The organism is Acinetobacter endophylla, assembly GCF_053543775.1.
On sequence record NZ_JBLVOM010000247.1, the window covers coordinates 25,019 to 43,914 of the forward strand.

General features: G+C 42.9%; 18 protein-coding genes. 15 read left to right on the plus strand and 3 right to left on the minus strand.

Features of this window, described 5'->3' with window-relative positions; translation table 11 throughout:
* Positions 1 to 170: 170 nt before the first annotated feature.
* Positions 171 to 989: a peptide chain release factor N(5)-glutamine methyltransferase gene (gene prmC / locus ACNPNW_RS12670; protein WP_222112205.1), complete on the minus strand. Its 819-nt coding sequence runs from the start codon at positions 987 to 989 to the stop codon at positions 171 to 173.
* The gene (gene prfA, locus ACNPNW_RS12675) at positions 989 to 2,077 is read right to left on the minus strand and encodes a peptide chain release factor 1 (RefSeq protein ID WP_004645400.1); all 1,089 of its coding nucleotides are present in this window, start codon (positions 2,075 to 2,077) and stop codon (positions 989 to 991) included. The genes prmC and prfA overlap by 1 nt, the downstream gene beginning before the upstream one ends.
* Positions 2,078 to 2,422: 345 nt before the next feature.
* On the opposite strand from prfA, the gene ACNPNW_RS12680 reads away from it, so the two are divergent.
* The 4 genes from ACNPNW_RS12680 to ACNPNW_RS12695 all read left to right on the plus strand — a co-directional run bounded on the left by ACNPNW_RS12680 (position 2,423) and on the right by ACNPNW_RS12695 (position 5,629).
* Positions 2,423 to 2,839: a glycine zipper domain-containing protein gene (locus tag ACNPNW_RS12680; RefSeq protein ID WP_004645401.1), complete on the plus strand. Its 417-nt coding sequence runs from the start codon at positions 2,423 to 2,425 to the stop codon at positions 2,837 to 2,839.
* A 245-nt stretch (positions 2,840 to 3,084) separates the two neighbouring features.
* A complete protein-coding gene (locus tag ACNPNW_RS12685; RefSeq protein ID WP_004278778.1) occupies positions 3,085 to 3,540 on the plus strand; it encodes a hypothetical protein in 456 nt (151 codons plus the stop codon).
* A 169-nt stretch (positions 3,541 to 3,709) separates the two neighbouring features.
* Positions 3,710 to 4,714, plus strand: a complete 1,005-nt coding sequence (locus ACNPNW_RS12690) for an LLM class flavin-dependent oxidoreductase (RefSeq protein ID WP_448767014.1) — start codon at positions 3,710 to 3,712, stop codon at positions 4,712 to 4,714.
* Between the two features lie 351 nt (positions 4,715 to 5,065).
* Entirely contained in the window at positions 5,066 to 5,629 is a 564-nt protein-coding gene (locus tag ACNPNW_RS12695; protein ID WP_044108869.1) for an NAD(P)/FAD-dependent oxidoreductase, read from the plus strand.
* A gap of 246 nt (positions 5,630 to 5,875) precedes the next feature.
* Here ACNPNW_RS12695 and ppsR read toward each other — a convergent pair whose 3' ends face one another.
* Positions 5,876 to 6,712, minus strand: coding sequence for a phosphoenolpyruvate synthetase regulatory kinase/phosphorylase PpsR (gene ppsR / locus ACNPNW_RS12700; protein ID WP_005106620.1), 837 nt, complete (start codon positions 6,710 to 6,712; stop codon positions 5,876 to 5,878).
* A 154-nt stretch (positions 6,713 to 6,866) separates the two neighbouring features.
* Between ppsR and ppsA the strand changes: the two genes are divergently transcribed.
* From ppsA to dnaB, 11 genes are all read left to right on the plus strand, one after another.
* Entirely contained in the window at positions 6,867 to 9,245 is a 2,379-nt protein-coding gene (gene ppsA / locus ACNPNW_RS12705; protein WP_004278782.1) for a phosphoenolpyruvate synthase, read from the plus strand.
* 419 nt (positions 9,246 to 9,664) lie between these two features.
* A complete protein-coding gene (locus ACNPNW_RS12710) occupies positions 9,665 to 10,462 on the plus strand; it encodes an RDD family protein (protein WP_085064867.1) in 798 nt (265 codons plus the stop codon).
* A gap of 298 nt (positions 10,463 to 10,760) precedes the next feature.
* A complete protein-coding gene (cyoA, locus tag ACNPNW_RS12715; protein WP_448767015.1) occupies positions 10,761 to 11,855 on the plus strand; it encodes a ubiquinol oxidase subunit II in 1,095 nt (364 codons plus the stop codon).
* 3 nt (positions 11,856 to 11,858) lie between these two features.
* Positions 11,859 to 13,847, plus strand: a complete 1,989-nt coding sequence (gene cyoB, locus ACNPNW_RS12720) for a cytochrome o ubiquinol oxidase subunit I (RefSeq protein WP_219309179.1) — start codon at positions 11,859 to 11,861, stop codon at positions 13,845 to 13,847.
* 4 nt (positions 13,848 to 13,851) lie between these two features.
* Positions 13,852 to 14,472, plus strand: a complete 621-nt coding sequence (gene cyoC, locus ACNPNW_RS12725; RefSeq protein ID WP_004278786.1) for a cytochrome o ubiquinol oxidase subunit III — start codon at positions 13,852 to 13,854, stop codon at positions 14,470 to 14,472.
* Complete coding sequence (locus ACNPNW_RS12730) at positions 14,472 to 14,798, plus strand: cytochrome o ubiquinol oxidase subunit IV (RefSeq protein ID WP_004645410.1); 327 nt, start codon at positions 14,472 to 14,474, stop codon at positions 14,796 to 14,798. The genes cyoC and ACNPNW_RS12730 overlap by 1 nt, the downstream gene beginning before the upstream one ends.
* A 10-nt stretch (positions 14,799 to 14,808) precedes the next feature.
* The gene (gene cyoE / locus ACNPNW_RS12735; RefSeq protein WP_004645412.1) at positions 14,809 to 15,687 is read left to right on the plus strand and encodes a heme o synthase; all 879 of its coding nucleotides are present in this window, start codon (positions 14,809 to 14,811) and stop codon (positions 15,685 to 15,687) included.
* 434 nt (positions 15,688 to 16,121) lie between these two features.
* Positions 16,122 to 16,508, plus strand: coding sequence for a 30S ribosomal protein S6 (rpsF, locus tag ACNPNW_RS12740; protein ID WP_004278789.1), 387 nt, complete (start codon positions 16,122 to 16,124; stop codon positions 16,506 to 16,508).
* A 12-nt stretch (positions 16,509 to 16,520) separates the two neighbouring features.
* Positions 16,521 to 16,748, plus strand: coding sequence for a 30S ribosomal protein S18 (gene rpsR / locus ACNPNW_RS12745; protein WP_004278792.1), 228 nt, complete (start codon positions 16,521 to 16,523; stop codon positions 16,746 to 16,748).
* 9 nt (positions 16,749 to 16,757) lie between these two features.
* The gene (gene rplI, locus ACNPNW_RS12750; protein WP_004645413.1) at positions 16,758 to 17,204 is read left to right on the plus strand and encodes a 50S ribosomal protein L9; all 447 of its coding nucleotides are present in this window, start codon (positions 16,758 to 16,760) and stop codon (positions 17,202 to 17,204) included.
* Positions 17,205 to 17,420: 216 nt separating this feature from the next.
* Positions 17,421 to 18,863 (plus strand): replicative DNA helicase, encoded by a 1,443-nt coding sequence (gene dnaB, locus ACNPNW_RS12755; protein WP_004278794.1) that lies wholly within the window; start codon positions 17,421 to 17,423, stop codon positions 18,861 to 18,863.
* Positions 18,864 to 18,896 lie beyond the last annotated feature (33 nt).

An 18,896-nucleotide genomic window follows, 5' to 3' on the forward strand; every position in this document is an offset into this window, starting at 1 on the left:
ATTCCTCGAAAGCGGTGCTCTGGCATCGCTTTTTTGTTTTTAGTTATACTGCGTTGGCGTCATGTCATTCAAAATACTTAAGGTTTCAGATGCAGTCAGGAATTTATAAAGAAAAAATCCAATAAAAAAGCGACCACATCGGTCGCTTTTTTATAAAGATAGATGACAGATTAATGTGGCCATTGACCCAAAGTTACGCGATCATTCCCGCCATAATCTTTAACCGTGCGGACTTGCTTATAACCCGCCTGTTTGAATAGATGTTGTACGGCGTCTGCCTGATTATAACCATGCTCAAGCACCACCCAACCATTCACGGTCAAATGCTTCTTGGCTTGCAGAATAATCATTTCAATATCGGCCAGCCCCTTTTTATCTGCCACCAGCGCACGTTCCGGTTCAGTCGCCAGATTCTGCATATGCACATCATCAGGGTCGATATAGGGTGGATTCGATACAATGGCATCAAAGAATTGACGGCCAAATGGTTTCAACCATGAACCTAGAACGAATTCTACATTCTCAATATCATGTTGTTCCGCATTATATTTCGCCACCTCAAGCGTAGGCTCGTAGATATCGGAAGCCGTTACTGTCCAGTTAGAACGTTCAGATGCCAGTGATAAGGCAATTGCGCCAGTACCTGTACCCAAATCTACTACACGGGCATCTTCAGGCAGGTCTAACTTCAATACCGTCTCAACCAGTACTTCAGTATCCGGACGTGGCACCAAGGTATCTTTAGTCACTTTGAGGTCCAAAGTCCAGAATGGCTGTGAACCAGTGACATAAGCCAAAGGCTCACCGGCAGCAATACGCGCCAACCCGTCTTTATACGCCTGTTCCTGTTCCGGCGTTAACTCCTGATCCTTTTTCATCAGCAGATCAAATGAATCAATCTTGGTGATGTGTTCCAATAACCAGGCATTTTCCTGACGTTCGTAACTTTCAGCTTCGCCGCGTAAAGCCAAGGCTTGTAAAATATTCATTATCCACCATTCTGCTGTGCAAGCATGGCCAACTGATCCGCCTGATATTCGCGGTGCAGACTATCCAGCAATTCGGTCAAATCACCTTCCATCACGGCATCCAGCTTGTATAAAGTCAGGTTAATGCGGTGATCGGTCATACGACCTTGCGGATAGTTATAAGTACGGATACGTTCCGAACGATCACCCGATCCCACCAGGTCACGACGCATTTCCGAGGTTGCTGCATCTGCTGCTGCACGTTTGGCATTTTCCAAACGTGATACCAGCAGTGCCATCGCTTTGGCCTTGTTCTTATGCTGTGAACGCTCTTCCTGACATTCCACTACGGTGCCGGTTGGAATGTGGGTAATACGTACTGCAGAATCGGTTTTGTTAACGTGCTGACCGCCTGCACCTGAAGCACGATACGTATCAATCCGCAAATCGGATGAATTGATTTCGACCGAGGTATCAACATCAATTTCAGGAAGAATCGCAACGGTACAAGCAGAAGTATGCACTCGGCCTTGTGATTCGGTCGCCGGTACACGCTGTACACGATGCGCACCACTTTCAAATTTTAGACGACCGTAAACACCGTCACCATTAATCAGGCAGATGACTTCTTTATAGCCGCCATGTTCGCCTTCATTTTCAGAAAGGATTTCAATACGCCAGCCTTGGTTTTCCGCATATTTACTATACATACGGAATAAATCGCCAGAGAAAATCGCTGCTTCATCGCCACCGGTTCCCGCACGAATCTCCAGATAAGCCGAGTTGGCATCATTCGGATCTTTCGGAATCATCAAGATGTTCAAGTCTGCTTCAAGCGATTCAATTAAAGCTTTATTCTCTTTAATTTCTTCCTGTGCCATTTCCTTAAAGTCCGGATCTGACAGCATGGCCTGAGCCGTTTCGATGTCTTCTTCAGCCTGTCTATACTTGGTCCAGACATTGGTAATTTCTGTTAAGTCATTATGCTCACGTGACAATTGACGGAAGCGCTTATTATCAGAAATGACTTCTACATCAGCCAGTAATGCGGTCAATTCTTCATGGCGGTCAGAGAGTTGGTCTAATCGTAAACGTAACGATTCTTTCATTTTCTAAAAAATCTCAAACATAGGCTGTGACTAAAAACCGATTTAGCACAGCGAAATCAAAAAATTGCGCCTAGTTTAACGACTCTGGCTTCTAATGAACATCATTATTGAGTAAGTCCGCGTTGCTATCATTCATGCTCTACAGCATTTGTTAACAAATATGATTAAAAACAGTGGAATTGCTTTTTTTATAGTCGATCTTATTCTTATTTCTTGCCGATTTTACAATTCGCCAAATAAAGCAGGGAATTATGAAGAAACATCTTCATATTGTTTTGGGCATGATTTGTTACATTTTCCGCATCGAAATAACTACAGTCCTGTAGATGGACACGGAGTGATGACATGAAACTCAACGCACTTTTAATGAGTACAGTTTTAGCTGCTGGTTCAATGATGACCGTAAACGCACATGCCGACAGTACAGCGCGTGTTGCAGCAGCAAGTGCTTTAGGTAGTGTTGCAGGTACAGCATTAGGTAAAAACATGGGCGGTAATACCGGCGCAACCATTGGTGCTGCTTTAGGTGGTGCTGGCGGTGCAGCGGTTGCAAGCAGCAAGAAAAACCGGACTGAATCTGCAATTGGTGGCGCTCTAGGTGGCGGTGCAGGATATACAGTAGGTAAAAATATGGGCGGTACTAACGGCGGTTATATCGGTTCAGCTTTGGGTGCTGCCGGTGGTGCTGCACTAGGTAACAAGATTGCAAAAGATAAAGCAGCTGAAAAACGCTCTAAACACTGGAAAAAACGTTACCGTTAATTTGCGCTCAGGCAGTTTAGACCAGACGCTACATTTAACATGAAAAGCACCTTTTGGTGCTTTTTTTATTGTGGCTTTAATACGTGAATTTTCAATTAATACATGGAATTATCCTGTCCACATCATGAATAAATTAAGGAGATAAAAATCACAATTCGCCAACACTGCCTTCATGCTGTTTTGCGCTTGCTAGATTAAATTTATCTCATCAACAAAATATAGCTAGATATATAAAAGGTGTCCTCATGAACTATAAATCTCTAATGATCGCTGTCGTAGCAACCTCAGCCATGGGTATGACAGCTGCCAATGCAGGCAATACAACCAATACAGCTTTAGCTTCTGCTTTGGGTGGTGTCGTTGGTGCCGCAGTAGGCAATAAAATGGGCGGTACTACTGGTGCAACAATCGGTTCAGCGATTGGTGGTGGTGCGGGTGCCGCAGTAGCAGCAAATAAACGTGACCGTAATGGTGCGATTATCGGTGGTGCCCTAGGTGGCGGTGCAGGTTATGCAGTTGGCCGAAACATGGCAGGCACCAACGGTGGTTATATCGGTGCGGCACTGGGTTCAGCAGGTGGTTCAGCTTTAGGTAAGAAAGTCAGCGAAGACCGTCGTTATGATGACCGCAGCGAACGTCGCTATAACTCTTCTCGTAACTACCGTTATAACGATTATCGCTATAACAACCGTCGTCGTTAAGATTCTCTCCCCTTATTCTTTCCTCCTTTATAAGCATCTTCGGATGCTTATTTTTTTGCCTTTATTTTTTATCTTTATCTTTTGGTTTACACTTATATCGATTTTTTTCGATATACAAATACATTCTAAAGTCGTATGCTTTTAGAGATGTTTATTTAAGAGTAATACTATGCGTACGCTTAACGATACCCAGTTCTCTATACTCGAACTGGTTCCTGTTCGTGACGACAAGAGCATTCAATTCGCGCTGAACCATGCGCTGGAACTTGCCCAAACAGCAGAAAAATTGGGTTATCGCCGGATGTGGCTGGCAGAACATCATAATATGGATGGTATTGCCAGTTCAGCAACTGCAGTTCTCTTAGGCTATTTACTGGCGAATACCAAAACCTTAACTTTAGGCTCTGGCGGAATTATGTTGCCCAACCATGCACCGCTGGTCGTGGCTGAACAGTTCGGCACATTGGCGACGCTCTATCCGGACCGGATTGAACTGGGTCTGGGCCGCGCACCCGGTACAGATCAAATGACCATGCGTGCCCTGCGTCGTGGCCGTCAGGAAACCGAAGATCAATTTCCGCAGGATGTTCTGGAAATTCTGCAATATTTTAAAGATCCAATTCCAGGACAGCGTATTGTGGCAACGCCGGGTCAAAGCACGCATGTACCTGTATGGTTATTAGGATCCAGTCTGTTTAGTGCGCAATTGGCAGCAAAACTCGGCCTACCTTATTCCTTCGCTTCGCATTTTGCCCCGCGTATGCTGGGTCAGGCCATTCAGCTGTATCGTGACAATTTCGAACCGTCTGAATATCTCGATCGTCCCTATGTTTCCATGGGCGTACCGATCTGTGTCGCAGATACCGATGAAGAAGCACAATATCTAGCGACTAGTGCCTATCAGCGGGTTTTATCACTGATTCGTGGGCAAAGCCTGAAACTTAAAGCACCAATTGATTCGATGGAAGGTCTGTGGTCGCCGCCGGAAAAAATGTCAGTCGATAATTTTTTTGCCATGGCTCAGGTCGGTTCCAAAGAAACCGTTAAAGCTGGGCTAGAATCGCTTTTAGCCAAATATGATGTGGATGAGTTTATCTTTACTTGTGACATCTATGACACTGACAAACGTCTGCACAACTTTGAGCTATTGATGCAAATAAAAAACGGTCAGTAAATGAATGAGAGTTGCATCTACCTATTCTCAGCAATGGGTAGATGTTTTTCATCTTTAAAGATAAATGACTAAAAGAAACATCCCAGTAAAATCATTTCTATCGACTACACCATTAAACTGCTTCTTCTTTGACAAATAACTCAACTTTATTTCCTTCGTCGATCTCGTCAAGTTAAAAGTCATTCCTTTTGGATTGCATATAAATCCATTCAGTCTTCAATAAAGTCAGATTTTATATTTTGGTCAAATAGATGACTGTCTAAGTTAAATTTTTCACTTTACCCTGGCTTGAGTTTTTGTTTATATCTCATACAAAGAAAATTAATTATTAAATAAATTCAAGGAATTCTAATGTCTACCAAGCAGGATCCACACGCTGGTATTTTTGAAAATCGCCCCGAACATTTTCAGCAGTTTACTGGAATTAAAGCACCCTCTTCCGAACTGCTAGAATTGGATTATGCAGATAAAGATATTGCTATTATTGGCACAGATCAGTTTACCGTGAGCCAGCTGGATAAAATCAGTCAACATGCCCGTTCGGTAAAAGTTTTCCAGATTAATCCTGCTTTTGTACTGCCCGGTTCCGACCGAATTCTGCAACGAATTATTAATCACCCATTGATTGGTAAAAATCGCCGCTTATTTAACAACCGCATTAAAAGCTTGCTTTCTCTGCGGTTTTTAGAAAATCAGGTGCAGAATTTGTGGCTAAGACGCCAGTTAATGCCAAATCTTGCATCTTCCCGTAAAATTTATCTGAAATCAGATCATTATTATGCTGCCCTACAACGTGAAAATTGCCGCCTGATTACCTGGCCGATTCTGAAAATTTCGGAAAATACAATTCATTGTATTAATGGTGAACAGCATCCGGTCGATATCATTATTCATACTTATTTAGCAGAAAAATAACTCACGCTGGCGAGTAAAAATGAAAAATTGGTAAGCTGATAATGAGATTTTTATTTACGTATCAAGAACCGACATGATGATTTATTCAACAAAATGAGCAAAGAAGACTCTTTTATATTTCAGAATATGATAGTTGGTATTTTCTTAGAATTATAAAATTCATACATTATTTCGATTAATCAATGCTTACTTGTAATTTTTAGCTATAAATCAAAGCCAAACCGCAGTTTGGCTCTGGCTGGTTTCTTAACCGATTCGACGTTTTAAACCGGTCATTTGCAACACACGTGTTGAGATTTCTTCAATCGACATTTCAGACACATTCAGGTACTTGATGCCTTCCGAAATATAAATTCCTTCAATCGCACGCAACTCCATCTGACACTGACTAAAGCTGGCATAACGGCTATTGGCCTTACGCTCAGAACGAATGGCCACAAGGCGTTCCGCATCAATCATCAGGCCAAACAGCTTGTTTTTATGCGGTCGCAGCACGGCTGGCAGTCGGTTATCATCCAAATCTTCTTCAGTCAGTGGATAGTTCGCCACGCGAATACCGAACTGCAAAGACAGATAAATAGAGGTCGGGGTTTTACCTGAACGCGATACACCAATCAGGATCAGGTCAGCTTTATCATAATGACGGGTACGTGCGCCGTCGTCGTTATCTAAAGCAAAATGAACAGCATCAATACGGGCCTTATAAGACTCAGAGTCGGTCACCGCGTGGGTCTGCCCGACTAAAGTTGTAGGAATCGTGCCTAATTCATCAGCCAACTTACTAATAAGCCCTTCAAATACATCGAGATTTACTGCATTTGCAGTATTAATAATGTCGCGCACATAGGGATCAACCAGGGTGTCAAATACCAGCGGTTTTTCACCGTCGACTTGAGCTCTTGCATTGATCTCTGCCACCACATTTGTGGCCGCTTCTTCGGAGCTAATGTAAGGGATAATATGAATGTCAAATTTCACATGTGGAAACTGCGCTAACAGCGAGTGTCCAAGAGTTTCAGCGGTGATGGCGGTACCATCTGAAATAAAGAAAACACTACGCTGAATTTGTTTACCTTCCGACATTAAAATTCTCCTCCAACATTTGTCTTAGTGCTATATAATCTTTATAGTAAACCGATCTTACATGACTGTCGCTTAGTAAAATCAAAAACCTAGATGATTTGCTATACTCTCATGCCGAGATAGTGATTAATACTGCAAAAGTGGAGTAACAACTTTGGAAGCGCGCGTAATTGGTCTGGAAAAATTAGGGAAGCACGACGTTGAGCTGGTCGGTGGGAAAAACTCATCACTAGGCGAAATGATCAGCCACTTATCAAATGCTGGTGTATCTGTGCCAGGTGGTTTCGCAACGACTGCCGATGCCTACCGTGAATTTCTCGAGCAAAGTGGCCTAAACGCTAAAATCAATGCAGAGCTTGCTGCACTCAATGTTGATGATGTAAATGCACTTGCTGAAACTGGCGCAAAAATTCGTCAATGGATTGTGGATACTCCACTTACGCCTGCATTAGAACAAGAAGTTCGTACAGCATTTGCAGAACTTTCTAACGGCAACCCTGACATCGCGGTTGCCGTTCGTTCTTCTGCAACTGCAGAAGATTTGCCGGATGCTTCTTTTGCCGGCCAGCAAGAAACTTTCCTGAACATTCGTGGTATCGATAACGTTCTGATCGCAATCAAAGAAGTATTTGCATCTTTGTACAACGACCGCGCCATCTCTTACCGTGTACACCAAAACTTTGCCCATGATGTAGTTGCACTGTCTGCTGGTGTACAACGCATGGTTCGTTCAGAAACTGGCGCTGCAGGTGTGATGTTTACGCTAGATACTGAATCAGGCTTCCGTGATGCAGTATTCATTACTGCATCTTATGGTTTGGGTGAAATGGTCGTTCAAGGTGCAGTTAACCCGGACGAATTCTATATTTCTAAACCGCTTTTAAATGCAGGCCGACACGCGATCCTTCGTCGCAACCTGGGTTCTAAGCACCAGAAAATGATTTATGGTGAAGAAGCATCTGCAGGTAAATCTGTCGTTGTCGTGGATGTGGAAAAAGCTGAACGCCAACAGTTCGCTTTAAACGACCAGGAATTACAAGAACTTGCTAAACAAGCGCTGATCATTGAAAACCACTACGGTGCACCAATGGACATCGAGTGGGCAAAAGATGGCGATGATGGCAAGATTTATATCGTTCAGGCGCGTCCTGAAACTGTAAAAAGCCGTGAAAATGTCGGCACCATGGAACGCTACCTGTTGAAACAACGTGGCACTGTAATTTGTGAAGGTCGTTCAATCGGTCAACGCATTGGTTCTGGTAAAGTCCGCATCGTAACATCTATTAAAGAAATGGACAAAGTACAAGATGGTGATGTTCTTGTATCTGATATGACTGACCCGGATTGGGAACCAGTCATGAAACGTGCAGCTGCGATTGTAACAAACCGTGGTGGTCGTACTTGTCACGCTGCAATCATTGCACGTGAGCTTGGTGTTCCTGCAATCGTTGGTTGTGGTAATGCAACTGAAGTTCTTGTAGACGGTCAGGAAGTGACTGTGTCTTGTGCCGAAGGTGATACTGGCTTTATCTATGAAGGCGCACTAGATTTTGAAATTCAAAAGAATTCAATTGAGTCTATGCCTGCTCTTCCATTTAAAGTCATGATGAACGTGGGTAACCCGGACCGTGCATTTGACTTTGCTCAAATTCCAAACGCAGGTATTGGTCTGGCGCGTCTTGAATTCATTATTAACCGTATGATTGGTGTTCACCCGAAAGCATTGATCAATATTGACAGCCTTCCACGTGAAACACGTGCAGCAGTCATGGCGCGTACTGCAGGTTATGCATCTCCAATCGAATTCTATGTAGAGAAACTGGTCGAAGGTATCTCGACACTTGCTGCTGCATTTGCAGACAAGCCAGTCATTGTTCGTATGTCAGACTTTAAGTCTAACGAATATGCAAACTTGATCGGTGGTAAGTTATACGAGCCAGAAGAAGAAAACCCGATGCTAGGTTTCCGTGGTGCAAGTCGCTACGTTTCTGATAACTTCCGTGATTGTTTCGAACTTGAATGTCGTGCATTGAAAAAGGCACGTGATGAAATGGGTTTAACCAATATCCAGATCATGATTCCATTTGTTCGTACTGTTGCTGAAGCGAAACGTGTCATTGAACTTCTTGCATTAAATGGTCTTAAGCGCGGTGAAAATGGCCTTAAAGTGATCATGATGTGTGAACTTCCAACCAATGCTTTATTGGCAGATCAGTTCCTTGAACATTTCGATGGTTTCTCTATTGGTTCAAACGACTTGACACAATTAACACTTGGTCTTGACCGTGACTCTGGTATTGTCTCTCACCTATTTGATGAGCGCGACCCTGCGGTTAAAGCGTTGCTTTCTCTTGCAATTCAAGCATGCCGTAAAGCTGGCAAATATGTAGGCATTTGTGGTCAAGGTCCTTCTGATCACCCAGATCTTGCACAATGGTTAATGGAACAAGGTATCGACTCTGTGTCTTTAAACCCAGACTCGGTACTTGAAACCTGGTTCTTCCTGGCTGAGGAAAAAGTGCAAAAAGCATAAGCAATTGTGAATAAAAAAGACCCTTTTATAGGGTCTTTTTTATGAGATAGATATTATGATTTACTGTTTGAAAATTAATAACTAAAGGCCTAATCGCAAGATAAACGATTGAATTTATAAATATAATTAAATCAAAGCTTATCAACACATGAAAACTGTAATGACAAACAAATACCAACAGTAAAGTCATATCAAAATGGCAATAATAATGAATAACCATTGGATGTTCGGGAAGATATTTTTAAGAGTGGTGATCCTTGCAATTTTGTATGGGCGCATTTTTAATGAGAAATATGATTGAAAATCCTCAATTAATCTATATCTTACGATAAGAGGATGTTTGTTTTCAAAACAGAATTCAATACAATCTTGATCAAAGCTATTATCAGTTCACATTTATATATTGAGATTCAGTCTATATGCAGATTTACTTGGCACGAAACAATCAACAAGCTGGTCCATATACGCTCGAGCAATTGAATCAGATGCTGGCGAATCAACAAGTCATGCTGACTGACCTGGCATGGCATCAAGGCATGACAGAATGGAAAGCCTTAGGTGAACTTACCCAAGGAAAATCGGTATATCAACCTGAAGGTTATGTCGCTCCGGCAGTCACACCTGAAACACCGATATTCCAGAACAGCCAGCCAACGACTTCGGCCTACTCACAGCCTCATACTCAAACAGCGACTCAAAAAAATGAACTCGCCAGTATTCCAAGCCGTATCCTGGCCAAAATTGTAGATGTGTTACTGTGGTTACCAGCAACCTTCATTTTGACTGCATTTTTTACCCCTGAACAGGAAACGCGGTTTGCACAACTGAATGAAGAGTTCATGAATGTCGTGCTGAGTAGCGATGCAGATCCTGCACTGGCCCAACAATTACAGACTCAAATGTTTGAGATGTTTTCTCAGCAGGCGTGGCTTGCCACAGCGGTCTATTTGATTATCATGCTGGCCATTCAAGCCTTTCTGATTGCCAAATCAGGCCAAAGTATTGGTAAAAAGCTGACAAAAATCAAAATTGTAGATGCCGAATCAGGTGAAAAGACCAGCCTGTTACGCGCCTTCACTATTCGTAGCGTATTTTTCATATTTTTAAATATTGTATTTATGCCACTGAGTTTAATTATTGACTGGGCCTTCGGGTTGGGCAAAAAACGTCAAACCTTGCACGATAAACTCGCAAAAACGCAAGTTGTGAAACAATAGTGCAGGAATACACAAAATGGGATGAATATCATCCCATTTTGATTACAGAACTTTGAAATTGAAATAAAATTCCCATAAATCCCCCCCAATCCAGACCAGCAAAATCGGTTTTTATTACAGGCATTTAAAGCGCCCTAGATATAGCTTAGTTCGTGAATCTCAGGCATAATGCCCTACAACGTAGCGGTGTATTGTGATTAATAGGATGTTTTGTAAAATTCAGCCTTTTTTGTCATGTGCACTTTAATCGCTATCCCATATTAAATTAGGGAATGGGACTCTTCACCGAGGTTGTAAAATGAGACAAACGATTTTAGCTGTATTGTCTTTATCTGCGATGACTGCACTCTTGACCGGGTGTGGTGGTGATATGGTACTTCTGAACTCTAAAGGTCCAGTTGCAGCAGGTCAAAGTAACCTGATGATGACTGCGATTTACTTAATGCTATTGGTGGTTATTCCATCAATCATCATGGCATTATGGTTCGGTTGGAAATATCGTGCATCGAATAAAGACGCAGACTATAAACCTACATGGACACACTCTACTGCGATTGAAATTGTAGTATGGGGTATCCCTGTCATTATTATTGGTATTTTAGCTTGGTTAACTTGGTGGGGCTCCCACAAGTATGACCCATACCGTCCAATTGAAGCAGATAAAGCGCCATTAACTGTTCAAGTTATTGCTGAGCAATTTAAATGGATCTTCATCTATCCTGAGCAAGGCATTGCAACTGTTAACGAATTGCGTTTCCCAGAGAAAACTCCGGTAAGCCTTCGTTTAACCTCTAACTTCACGATGAACTCGTTCTTCATCCCGGCGTTAAGTGGTCAGATTTATGCAATGGCAGGTATGCAAACTCACCTCAACCTATTAGCTGATGAAACTAGCCCAGCTGAAGGCTACCGTGGTTTCTCTTCAAACTATTCAGGTTACGGCTTCTCACAAATGCGCTTCCGTGCACATTCTGTGACTGATGCCCAGTTTGCCGAATGGGTTTCTGCTATTCAGGCAGGAAACGGTACTTCAGTTAACCCTAATGCAGTACAAAAAACTGTTCTAGACCAAGCTGAATTTGCAAGCTTACGTGACGGTAACCGCGGTGTTCACCAGATCGAAGCGATTATTGCAAGAGCTAAGACTCCTGAAGAGAAGGCTGCTGCTGAAGCAATGAAGCCTTACCCTACTAAGCCACATCCTGTGACTTACTACTCTTCTGTAGAGCAAGGTTTGTTTGAATCTGTGATTCACAAGTATATGAGTAACTACCACGGTGCTGACCATTCAGCTCCTGTAGAAGCTGCAGCGACTGATGCTGTTGCTCATGAAGCGTCTGCTTCTAAAGCTCATGTAGCTGGTGAACATGCGACTGCTTCTCAAGGAGAATAAGACATGAGCTTCTTAGGTAAGTTAGGTCCGGATGCAATTCCTTACGATCCAATCGTATTGGCAACTGTTGCAATGATGATCTTGGGTGGTATCGCAGTTGTTGCCGGTATTACCTACTTCAAAAAATGGGGCTACCTGTGGAACGAATGGTTCACATCTGTAGACCATAAAAAAATTGGTATCATGTACCTGTTCGTATCGATCATCATGCTGGTGCGTGGTTTCGCCGATGCGATCATGATGCGTCTTCAGCAGTTCCTTGCAAAAGGTGGCGGCGAAGGTTATTTACACCCTGAGCATTACGACCAGATCTTTACCGCGCATGGCGTGATCATGATCTTCTTCGTGGCAATGGGTCTTGTTGTTGGTTTGATGAACATCTCTGTACCGCTTCAAATCGGTGCACGTGACGTTGCATTTCCATTATTAAACTCACTCAGCTTCTGGTTATTCGCCGGTGCTGCGGGTCTAATGATGGTGTCACTCGCGTTAGGTGAGTTCGCTGCAACAGGCTGGATGGCATACCCTCCACTGTCTGGCATTGAATACTCTCCAGGCGTAGGTATGGACTACTATATCTGGGCACTGCAAATTTCAGGTCTGGGTACGCTATTAACGGGTGTTAACTTCTTCGTTACCATCATCAAAATGCGTGCGCCTGGCATGAAACTTATGGAAATGCCAATCTTTACCTGGACATCTTTATGTACAGCAGTATTGATTATTGCGGCTTTCCCAGTGTTGACTGCAACAATTGCAATGTTAACGCTTGACCGTTACTTCGGTTTCCACTTCTTTACTAACGACTTGGGTGGTAGCCCGATGTTGTACGTGAACTTGATTTGGACTTGGGGTCACCCGGAAGTATATATCTTGGTATTACCAGCATTTGGTATTTACTCTGAAGTTGTTGCGACTTTCTCGCGCAAAGCATTGTTCGGTTACAAATCAATGGTGTATGCAACAGTAGCAATCACAGTATTGTCATTCGTTGTATGGGTTCACCACTTCTTTACCATGGGTGCAGGTGCCAACGTTAACGCGTTCTTCGGTATCATGACCATGATTATTGCGATTCCTACAGGTGTGAAAATCTTCTCTTGGTTATTCACCATGTACAAGGGTCGTATTGTTTACACTACTCCAATGCTATGGACACTAGGCTTCCTGGTAACTTTCGGTATCGGTGGTTTAACAGGTGTATTGATGGCGGTTCCACCAGCGGACTTCCTGGTACATAACTCTTTATTCCTGATTGCTCACTTCCATAACGTAATTATTGGTGGTGTAGTATTTGCGATGTTCGCAGGTATCATCTTCTACTGGCCGAAAATGTTCGGTTGGAGACTGAATGAGACTTGGGGTAAAGCAGCGTTCTGGTTCTGGTTCTTCGGTTTCTACTTTGCGTTCATGCCACTTTATATCCTTGGTTTCATGGGTATGACACGTCGTTTGAATACATTTGACAACCCAGAATGGGACCCGTATGTAAATATCGCGATGTTCGGTGCAGTTCTGATTGCGCTTGGTATCGTATGTTTCATTCTGCAAATCGTGGTTGGTTTCTTACAACGTGACCAACGTCTGGATTTGACTGGCGATCCATGGGATGGTCGTACCCTTGAATGGGCGACATCTTCTCCTGCTCCGTTCTATAACTTTGCTCATCTTCCAAAGATCAATGGTATTGATACTTTCTGGATCGAGAAAGAAAATGGTGTTGCGTATGCAAAACCAACGAAGTACGAAGATGTTCATATGCCAACTAACCGTGCTGCCGGTTTCGTTATCGCGATGTTCATCACTGTTATGGGCTTCGGTTTAATCTGGCACATCTGGTGGTTAGTAGTTGTTACGTTCATTGCTTCTATCATTAGCTTCATTGTGTCTTCTTTCACCAAGAAAGTGGATTACTATGTTCCAGCTGCTGAAGTTGAACGTATTGAAAACGAACGCTATGCGATTCTTGAAAAACACTTGAAGAAGGACTAAGACAATGGCTGAAGTACTTCATCACGATAACCACGGACACGATGAGCATCATCATCACGATGATACTGACATCACCGTCTTTGGTTTCTGGACTTACTTGATGAGTGACCTTGTCCTGTTCGGTACACTCTTCATTGCGTTCGCTGTTTTGAGTAGCCACATTCCTGTGGGTACTCCAAGTGCGAGAGACCTGTTTGGCGACTCTTTAGGTTTCGTTCTTACTGAAACCTTCGCCCTCTTGATCTCTTCTGTAACCTTTGGTTTTGCAGTTCTTGCTGCATACAAAAAAGACGTTGCAAAAGTACTGACTTGGTTAGCGATTACTTGGGTATTCGGTGCTATCTTCATCGGCATGGAACTATATGAGTTCAATCATTTAGTTCATGCGGGTCACGGTCCAAGCACAAGTGCGTTCTTATCTGCGTTCTTTACTTTGGTAGGTACGCACGGTATTCACGTAACTTCTGGTCTGGTCTGGATGATCGTGCTTATGGTTCAAATCAAGAAATATGGTTTGACTCTTGCAAACACGCGTCGTCTAGCTTGCCTAAGCTTGTTCTGGCACTTCCTTGACATCGTTTGGATCTGTGTATTCAGCGTAGTTTACTTGATGGGAGTTCTGTAATGAGTCACGATCATAACGCTGCTGGCGAATCACACGGTAACGTTAAGCAATATACTGTTGGCTTCATCCTTTCTGTCATTCTTACCGTAATTCCATTCGGTATGGTGATGGCAGGCGGTTTTGGCCGTGGTATCTTGATTACTGTCATCGCGATTACTGCGGTTGCTCAGATTCTTGTGCAGTTAATTTACTTCCTGCATATGAACTCTTCTTCAGAGCAACGCTGGAACGTGATTGCATTCGTGTATACCATCTTAACTATCGCTATTCTTTTAGTGGGTTCTGTATGGATCATGAATTACCTACACTACAACATGATGATCTAAACTGGTCGTCATGCTGAAAAAGTATTTATTCCTGACTAAGCCAGGAATTCTCTTCGGTAACTTTGTTACCACTTTGGGTGGCTACTTCGTAGCCACTCAAGGTTCTGTAGATTTCCTTCTCCTGCTTATTACCCTTCTCGGTACTACGCTTGTCGTAGCATCAGGATGTGTGGTCAATAACGTGATTGACCAGGACATCGACCAAAAAATGCAGCGCACCCAAAACCGTGCTCTGGTCACCAAAACCATTTCCGAACCTGTTGCCCTGGCCTTTGCCCTGGTATTAGGCATCGCTGGTTTTAGTCTTTTATGGTTCTGGGTAAATGCGTACGCTTTCCTATTCGCGGTGATTGGTTTTGTCGTATATGTTGGTTTCTACAGCCTATGGACAAAACGAACCACAATTCATCAAACTGTTGTAGGCAGTATTTCTGGTGCAGCTCCACCTGTCATTGGTTATACCGCAGTGGCCAATCAATTTGACCTCGGTGCGTTACTGATCTTTTTAGGTTATGCGCTATGGCAAATGCCTCACTCATGGGCGATTGCGATTTACCGCTTTGATGATTACAAAAATGCAGGTATTCCGATTTTGCCTGTGGCGCGTTCGATTCATCGTACCAAGATTGAATCACTGGTTTATGTGGTGTTATTCACACTAACCATGAATGCGTTATTTGTCTTTGGTTATGCCAACTGGTTCTATGCAGTGATTTTAAACTTACTGTGCATTTACTGGTTGTATATCGGTGTCATTGGCTTTAAAGCTGAAAATGATCAACTTTGGGCAAAGAAATATTTCTTGTTCTCGGTGATCCTGATTACTGTCATCAGTATTATCTTTAGTTTTACCTCAACTGCACCATCTACACAGATTGTGTTTTTTTAAAAAGATAGAGTTAGTCTCTATCTTTTTTTATTTTGATTTTTCCTAGCCCCCATTCCAAGTATCTGTAGAGCAGAATCAAAATTTCAGCTTTAGAACTTAACCCCTCATTTCTTATCTCTGATAAATTTACCTATTTTTGACTTTAGCCTGACATTGATAATGTTTATGCAGATTTTAAGTTAGAAAAAGTCACTTGATATTGTCGATAGTACATTTGATGAATTTATCCACTCTAAGCCTGTTTAAAGCTATAACGATTTTCTAGCAAGGTATGCAGAGATAGAGATAATTTCGCAAAAATGTCTTATTTGATTGAAATTATCCCTAAAGATCACTACAATTCCCCCTTCGCAAACACTGCGACACAACTTTGGTTGTGACTCCTTGCTTCAATTTACTTAAATTGGGGCTGTCCAAACCGTAAGGAGCTGACAATGCGTCATTACGAAATCGTACTTTTAGTACACCCTGATCAAAGCGATCAAGTCGTTGGTATGGTAGAACGCTACCTAACTCACATCAAAGAAGCTGAAGGTCAAATCCACCGTCTTGAAGACTGGGGCCGTCGTCAATTGGCTTACCCAATCAACAAGATCCACAAAGCTCACTACATTCTTATGAATGTTGAGTGTGGTCAAACTACTCTTGATGAGCTTGAAGAATTGTTCCGTTATAACGACGCAATCATTCGTAGCCTTATCATTCGTCGTGAAAACGCTATCACTGAAGAGTCACTATTGGCGAAGAGTGCTGAAGAAAAACGTGCGCGTAAAGCTCAACGTGAAGAAGCACAACACGCTCAAGACTCTGCTGAAGCTTAAGGAGAACATAACATGGCACGTTTTTACCGTCGTCGCAAGTTCTGCCGCTTTACAGCTGAGAACGTTACGTACATCGACTACAAAGATATCGACACTTTAAAACAGTACATCACTGAAAACGGCAAGATTGTTCCTAGCCGTATTACAGGTACTAAAGCTCGTTACCAACGTCAATTAGCGTTAGCTATCAAACAAGCTCGCTACTTGTCTTTGATCCCTTACACTGACAATCATAAGTGAGGTTGAGCTGTGGATATTATCTTATTACAACGCATTAAAAACCTAGGTAAACTAGGCGATAAAGTTTCAGTTAAAGCTGGTTACGGCCGTAACTTCCTTATCCCACAAGGTATGGCAGTTGCTGCAACAGAATCAAATACTGCTGCTTTTGAAGCTCGTCGTGCTGAACTTGAGAAAGCTGAAGCTGATGTTTTAGCTGCTGCTCAAGCACGTGCTGACCAATTGAACGAAGTGAACATCGTTATCACTGCGAAAGCTGGTGACGAAGGTAAACTATTCGGTTCTATCGGTACTCGTGACATCGCTGACGCGTTGACAAATGCTGGTCTAGAAGTAGACCGTGCTGAAGTACGTCTTCCAAATGGCGCGCTTCGTCATACTGGCGAATTTAACATCGCAATCCAATTGCACCATGATGTTACTGCAGAAGTTCTAGTTACTATCGTAGCTGAGTAATTTCTCGCCTCAAAAAGAGCATGCGAAAGCATGCTCTTTTTTTATCTCTAAAAAATATAATCTAGCCAACACTGTCAAATTCATTTTATTATTCGTGTTTACAAAAAATTGCACTTCGCATTTTTGATCAGAGCGCGTATCATTTCATCTCGTAGTGAATAAACGCTATTCATCTCCGACGATATTTAACCATTGTATTTAAAATCAGGGATTTATATGTCACAGGCGAATGCCAGCAAAAAGGTAGCTACTGCTAAACCGGAAATTGTTACTGAAAATAGCAATCTCAAGGAGTTCCGTACTCCGCCACACAATTTAGCAATTGAACAGGCTGTACTTGCTGCCCTTATGACTGTGGCTGAATCTTTTGAACAGGTCGGTGATGTGCTGACCGAAAATGATTTTTATGCCACCCGACATAAATATATCTTCCGTGCTATTGAGCAGCTCTCTAAAGAAAACTCACCTTATGATGCCGTTCTGGTGCATGACTGGCTCATCAAACAGAATTTACTCGATGCCATTGGTGGTGAAGAGTATTTAATGCAGCTGATGGCAGATTCACCATCGAGTTTCTATAACCTGGAAACTTACGCTGGGAAAATTAAAGAGTTTGCTACCCTGCGTAGCATGATTAAAGTCAGCTCTGAAATTTTACAAAATGCCTATGACACCAAAGGCCGTACCGTCAGTGAAATTCTGGATCTGGCTGAGACCAATATTTTCTCGATTGCCGAACAACATAATAACAATGCCAAAGCACAAGGACCTAAGCCGATCAACTCGGTCGTCGCAGACGTATTTGATAAATTAAATGAACTGTCACAAATGGAAGGCAGCATTACCGGTTTAACTACTGGTTTTGTGGAACTGGATAACAAAACTTCCGGCATGCAATCCGGTGACCTGATTATTGTCGCGGCGCGTCCTTCCATGGGTAAGACCACCTTTGCCATGAATCTGGTCGAAAGCGTTTTATTCAATAACAATCTGCCTGCTCTGGTCTATTCAATGGAGATGCCTGCCGACTCGATCGCCATGCGTTTGATTTCTTCATTTGGTCGCGTGCACCAGGGACATTTACGTTCTGGTAAAATGGACAGTGATGAATGGTCAAAAGTCACCAGTACCATTGTGCATTTACAAGAAAAAAATCTGTATATCGATGATTCTTCTGCGCTGCCACCAACAGAATTACGTGCCCGTGCGCGTCGTATTGCCAAAATGCATGGCGGAAAACTAGGCTGTATCATGGTCGATTACCTGCAGCTAATGAAAGTCCCTGGCATGGGTGATAACCGTGTTGGCGAGATCTCGGAAATTTCCCGAAGCTTAAAAGCTTTAGCGAAGGAAATGCAGTGTCCGGTAATTGCCCTGTCACAGCTTAACCGATCGCTGGAGAACCGTCCGAATAAACGTCCGGTGATGTCCGACTTGCGTGAATCCGGTGCGATCGAGCAGGATGCCGACTTGATCATGTTTATTTACCGGGATGAGGTTTATAACAAGGAATCTAAAGAAGCTGGCACTGCCGAAATTATTATCGGCAAACAGCGTAATGGTCCAATTGGTACCGTACGTCTGGCATTCGAAGGTCAATATACCCGCTTTAGTAATCTCTCGCCTGAGTTCTATGCTCAGTATGATGACGAAGAGTAATCAGGCTCTCGTCATCACATTTCCATCGTCCCT

Coding starts and splice junctions, on each gene's coding strand:
- prmC (WP_222112205.1), bottom strand. CDS start 989: ATGAATATTTTACAAGCCTTGGCTTTACGCGGCGAAGCTGAAAGTTAC.
- prfA (WP_004645400.1), bottom strand. CDS start 2,077: ATGAAAGAATCGTTACGTTTACGATTAGACCAACTCTCTGACCGCCAT.
- ACNPNW_RS12680 (WP_004645401.1), top strand. CDS start 2,423: ATGAAACTCAACGCACTTTTAATGAGTACAGTTTTAGCTGCTGGTTCA.
- ACNPNW_RS12685 (WP_004278778.1), top strand. CDS start 3,085: ATGAACTATAAATCTCTAATGATCGCTGTCGTAGCAACCTCAGCCATG.
- ACNPNW_RS12690 (WP_448767014.1), top strand. CDS start 3,710: ATGCGTACGCTTAACGATACCCAGTTCTCTATACTCGAACTGGTTCCT.
- ACNPNW_RS12695 (WP_044108869.1), top strand. CDS start 5,066: ATGTCTACCAAGCAGGATCCACACGCTGGTATTTTTGAAAATCGCCCC.
- ppsR (WP_005106620.1), bottom strand. CDS start 6,712: ATGTCGGAAGGTAAACAAATTCAGCGTAGTGTTTTCTTTATTTCAGAT.
- ACNPNW_RS12710 (WP_085064867.1), top strand. CDS start 9,665: ATGCAGATTTACTTGGCACGAAACAATCAACAAGCTGGTCCATATACG.
- cyoA (WP_448767015.1), top strand. CDS start 10,761: ATGAGACAAACGATTTTAGCTGTATTGTCTTTATCTGCGATGACTGCA.
- cyoB (WP_219309179.1), top strand. CDS start 11,859: ATGAGCTTCTTAGGTAAGTTAGGTCCGGATGCAATTCCTTACGATCCA.
- cyoC (WP_004278786.1), top strand. CDS start 13,852: ATGGCTGAAGTACTTCATCACGATAACCACGGACACGATGAGCATCAT.
- ACNPNW_RS12730 (WP_004645410.1), top strand. CDS start 14,472: ATGAGTCACGATCATAACGCTGCTGGCGAATCACACGGTAACGTTAAG.
- cyoE (WP_004645412.1), top strand. CDS start 14,809: ATGCTGAAAAAGTATTTATTCCTGACTAAGCCAGGAATTCTCTTCGGT.
- rpsF (WP_004278789.1), top strand. CDS start 16,122: ATGCGTCATTACGAAATCGTACTTTTAGTACACCCTGATCAAAGCGAT.
- rpsR (WP_004278792.1), top strand. CDS start 16,521: ATGGCACGTTTTTACCGTCGTCGCAAGTTCTGCCGCTTTACAGCTGAG.
- dnaB (WP_004278794.1), top strand. CDS start 17,421: ATGTCACAGGCGAATGCCAGCAAAAAGGTAGCTACTGCTAAACCGGAA.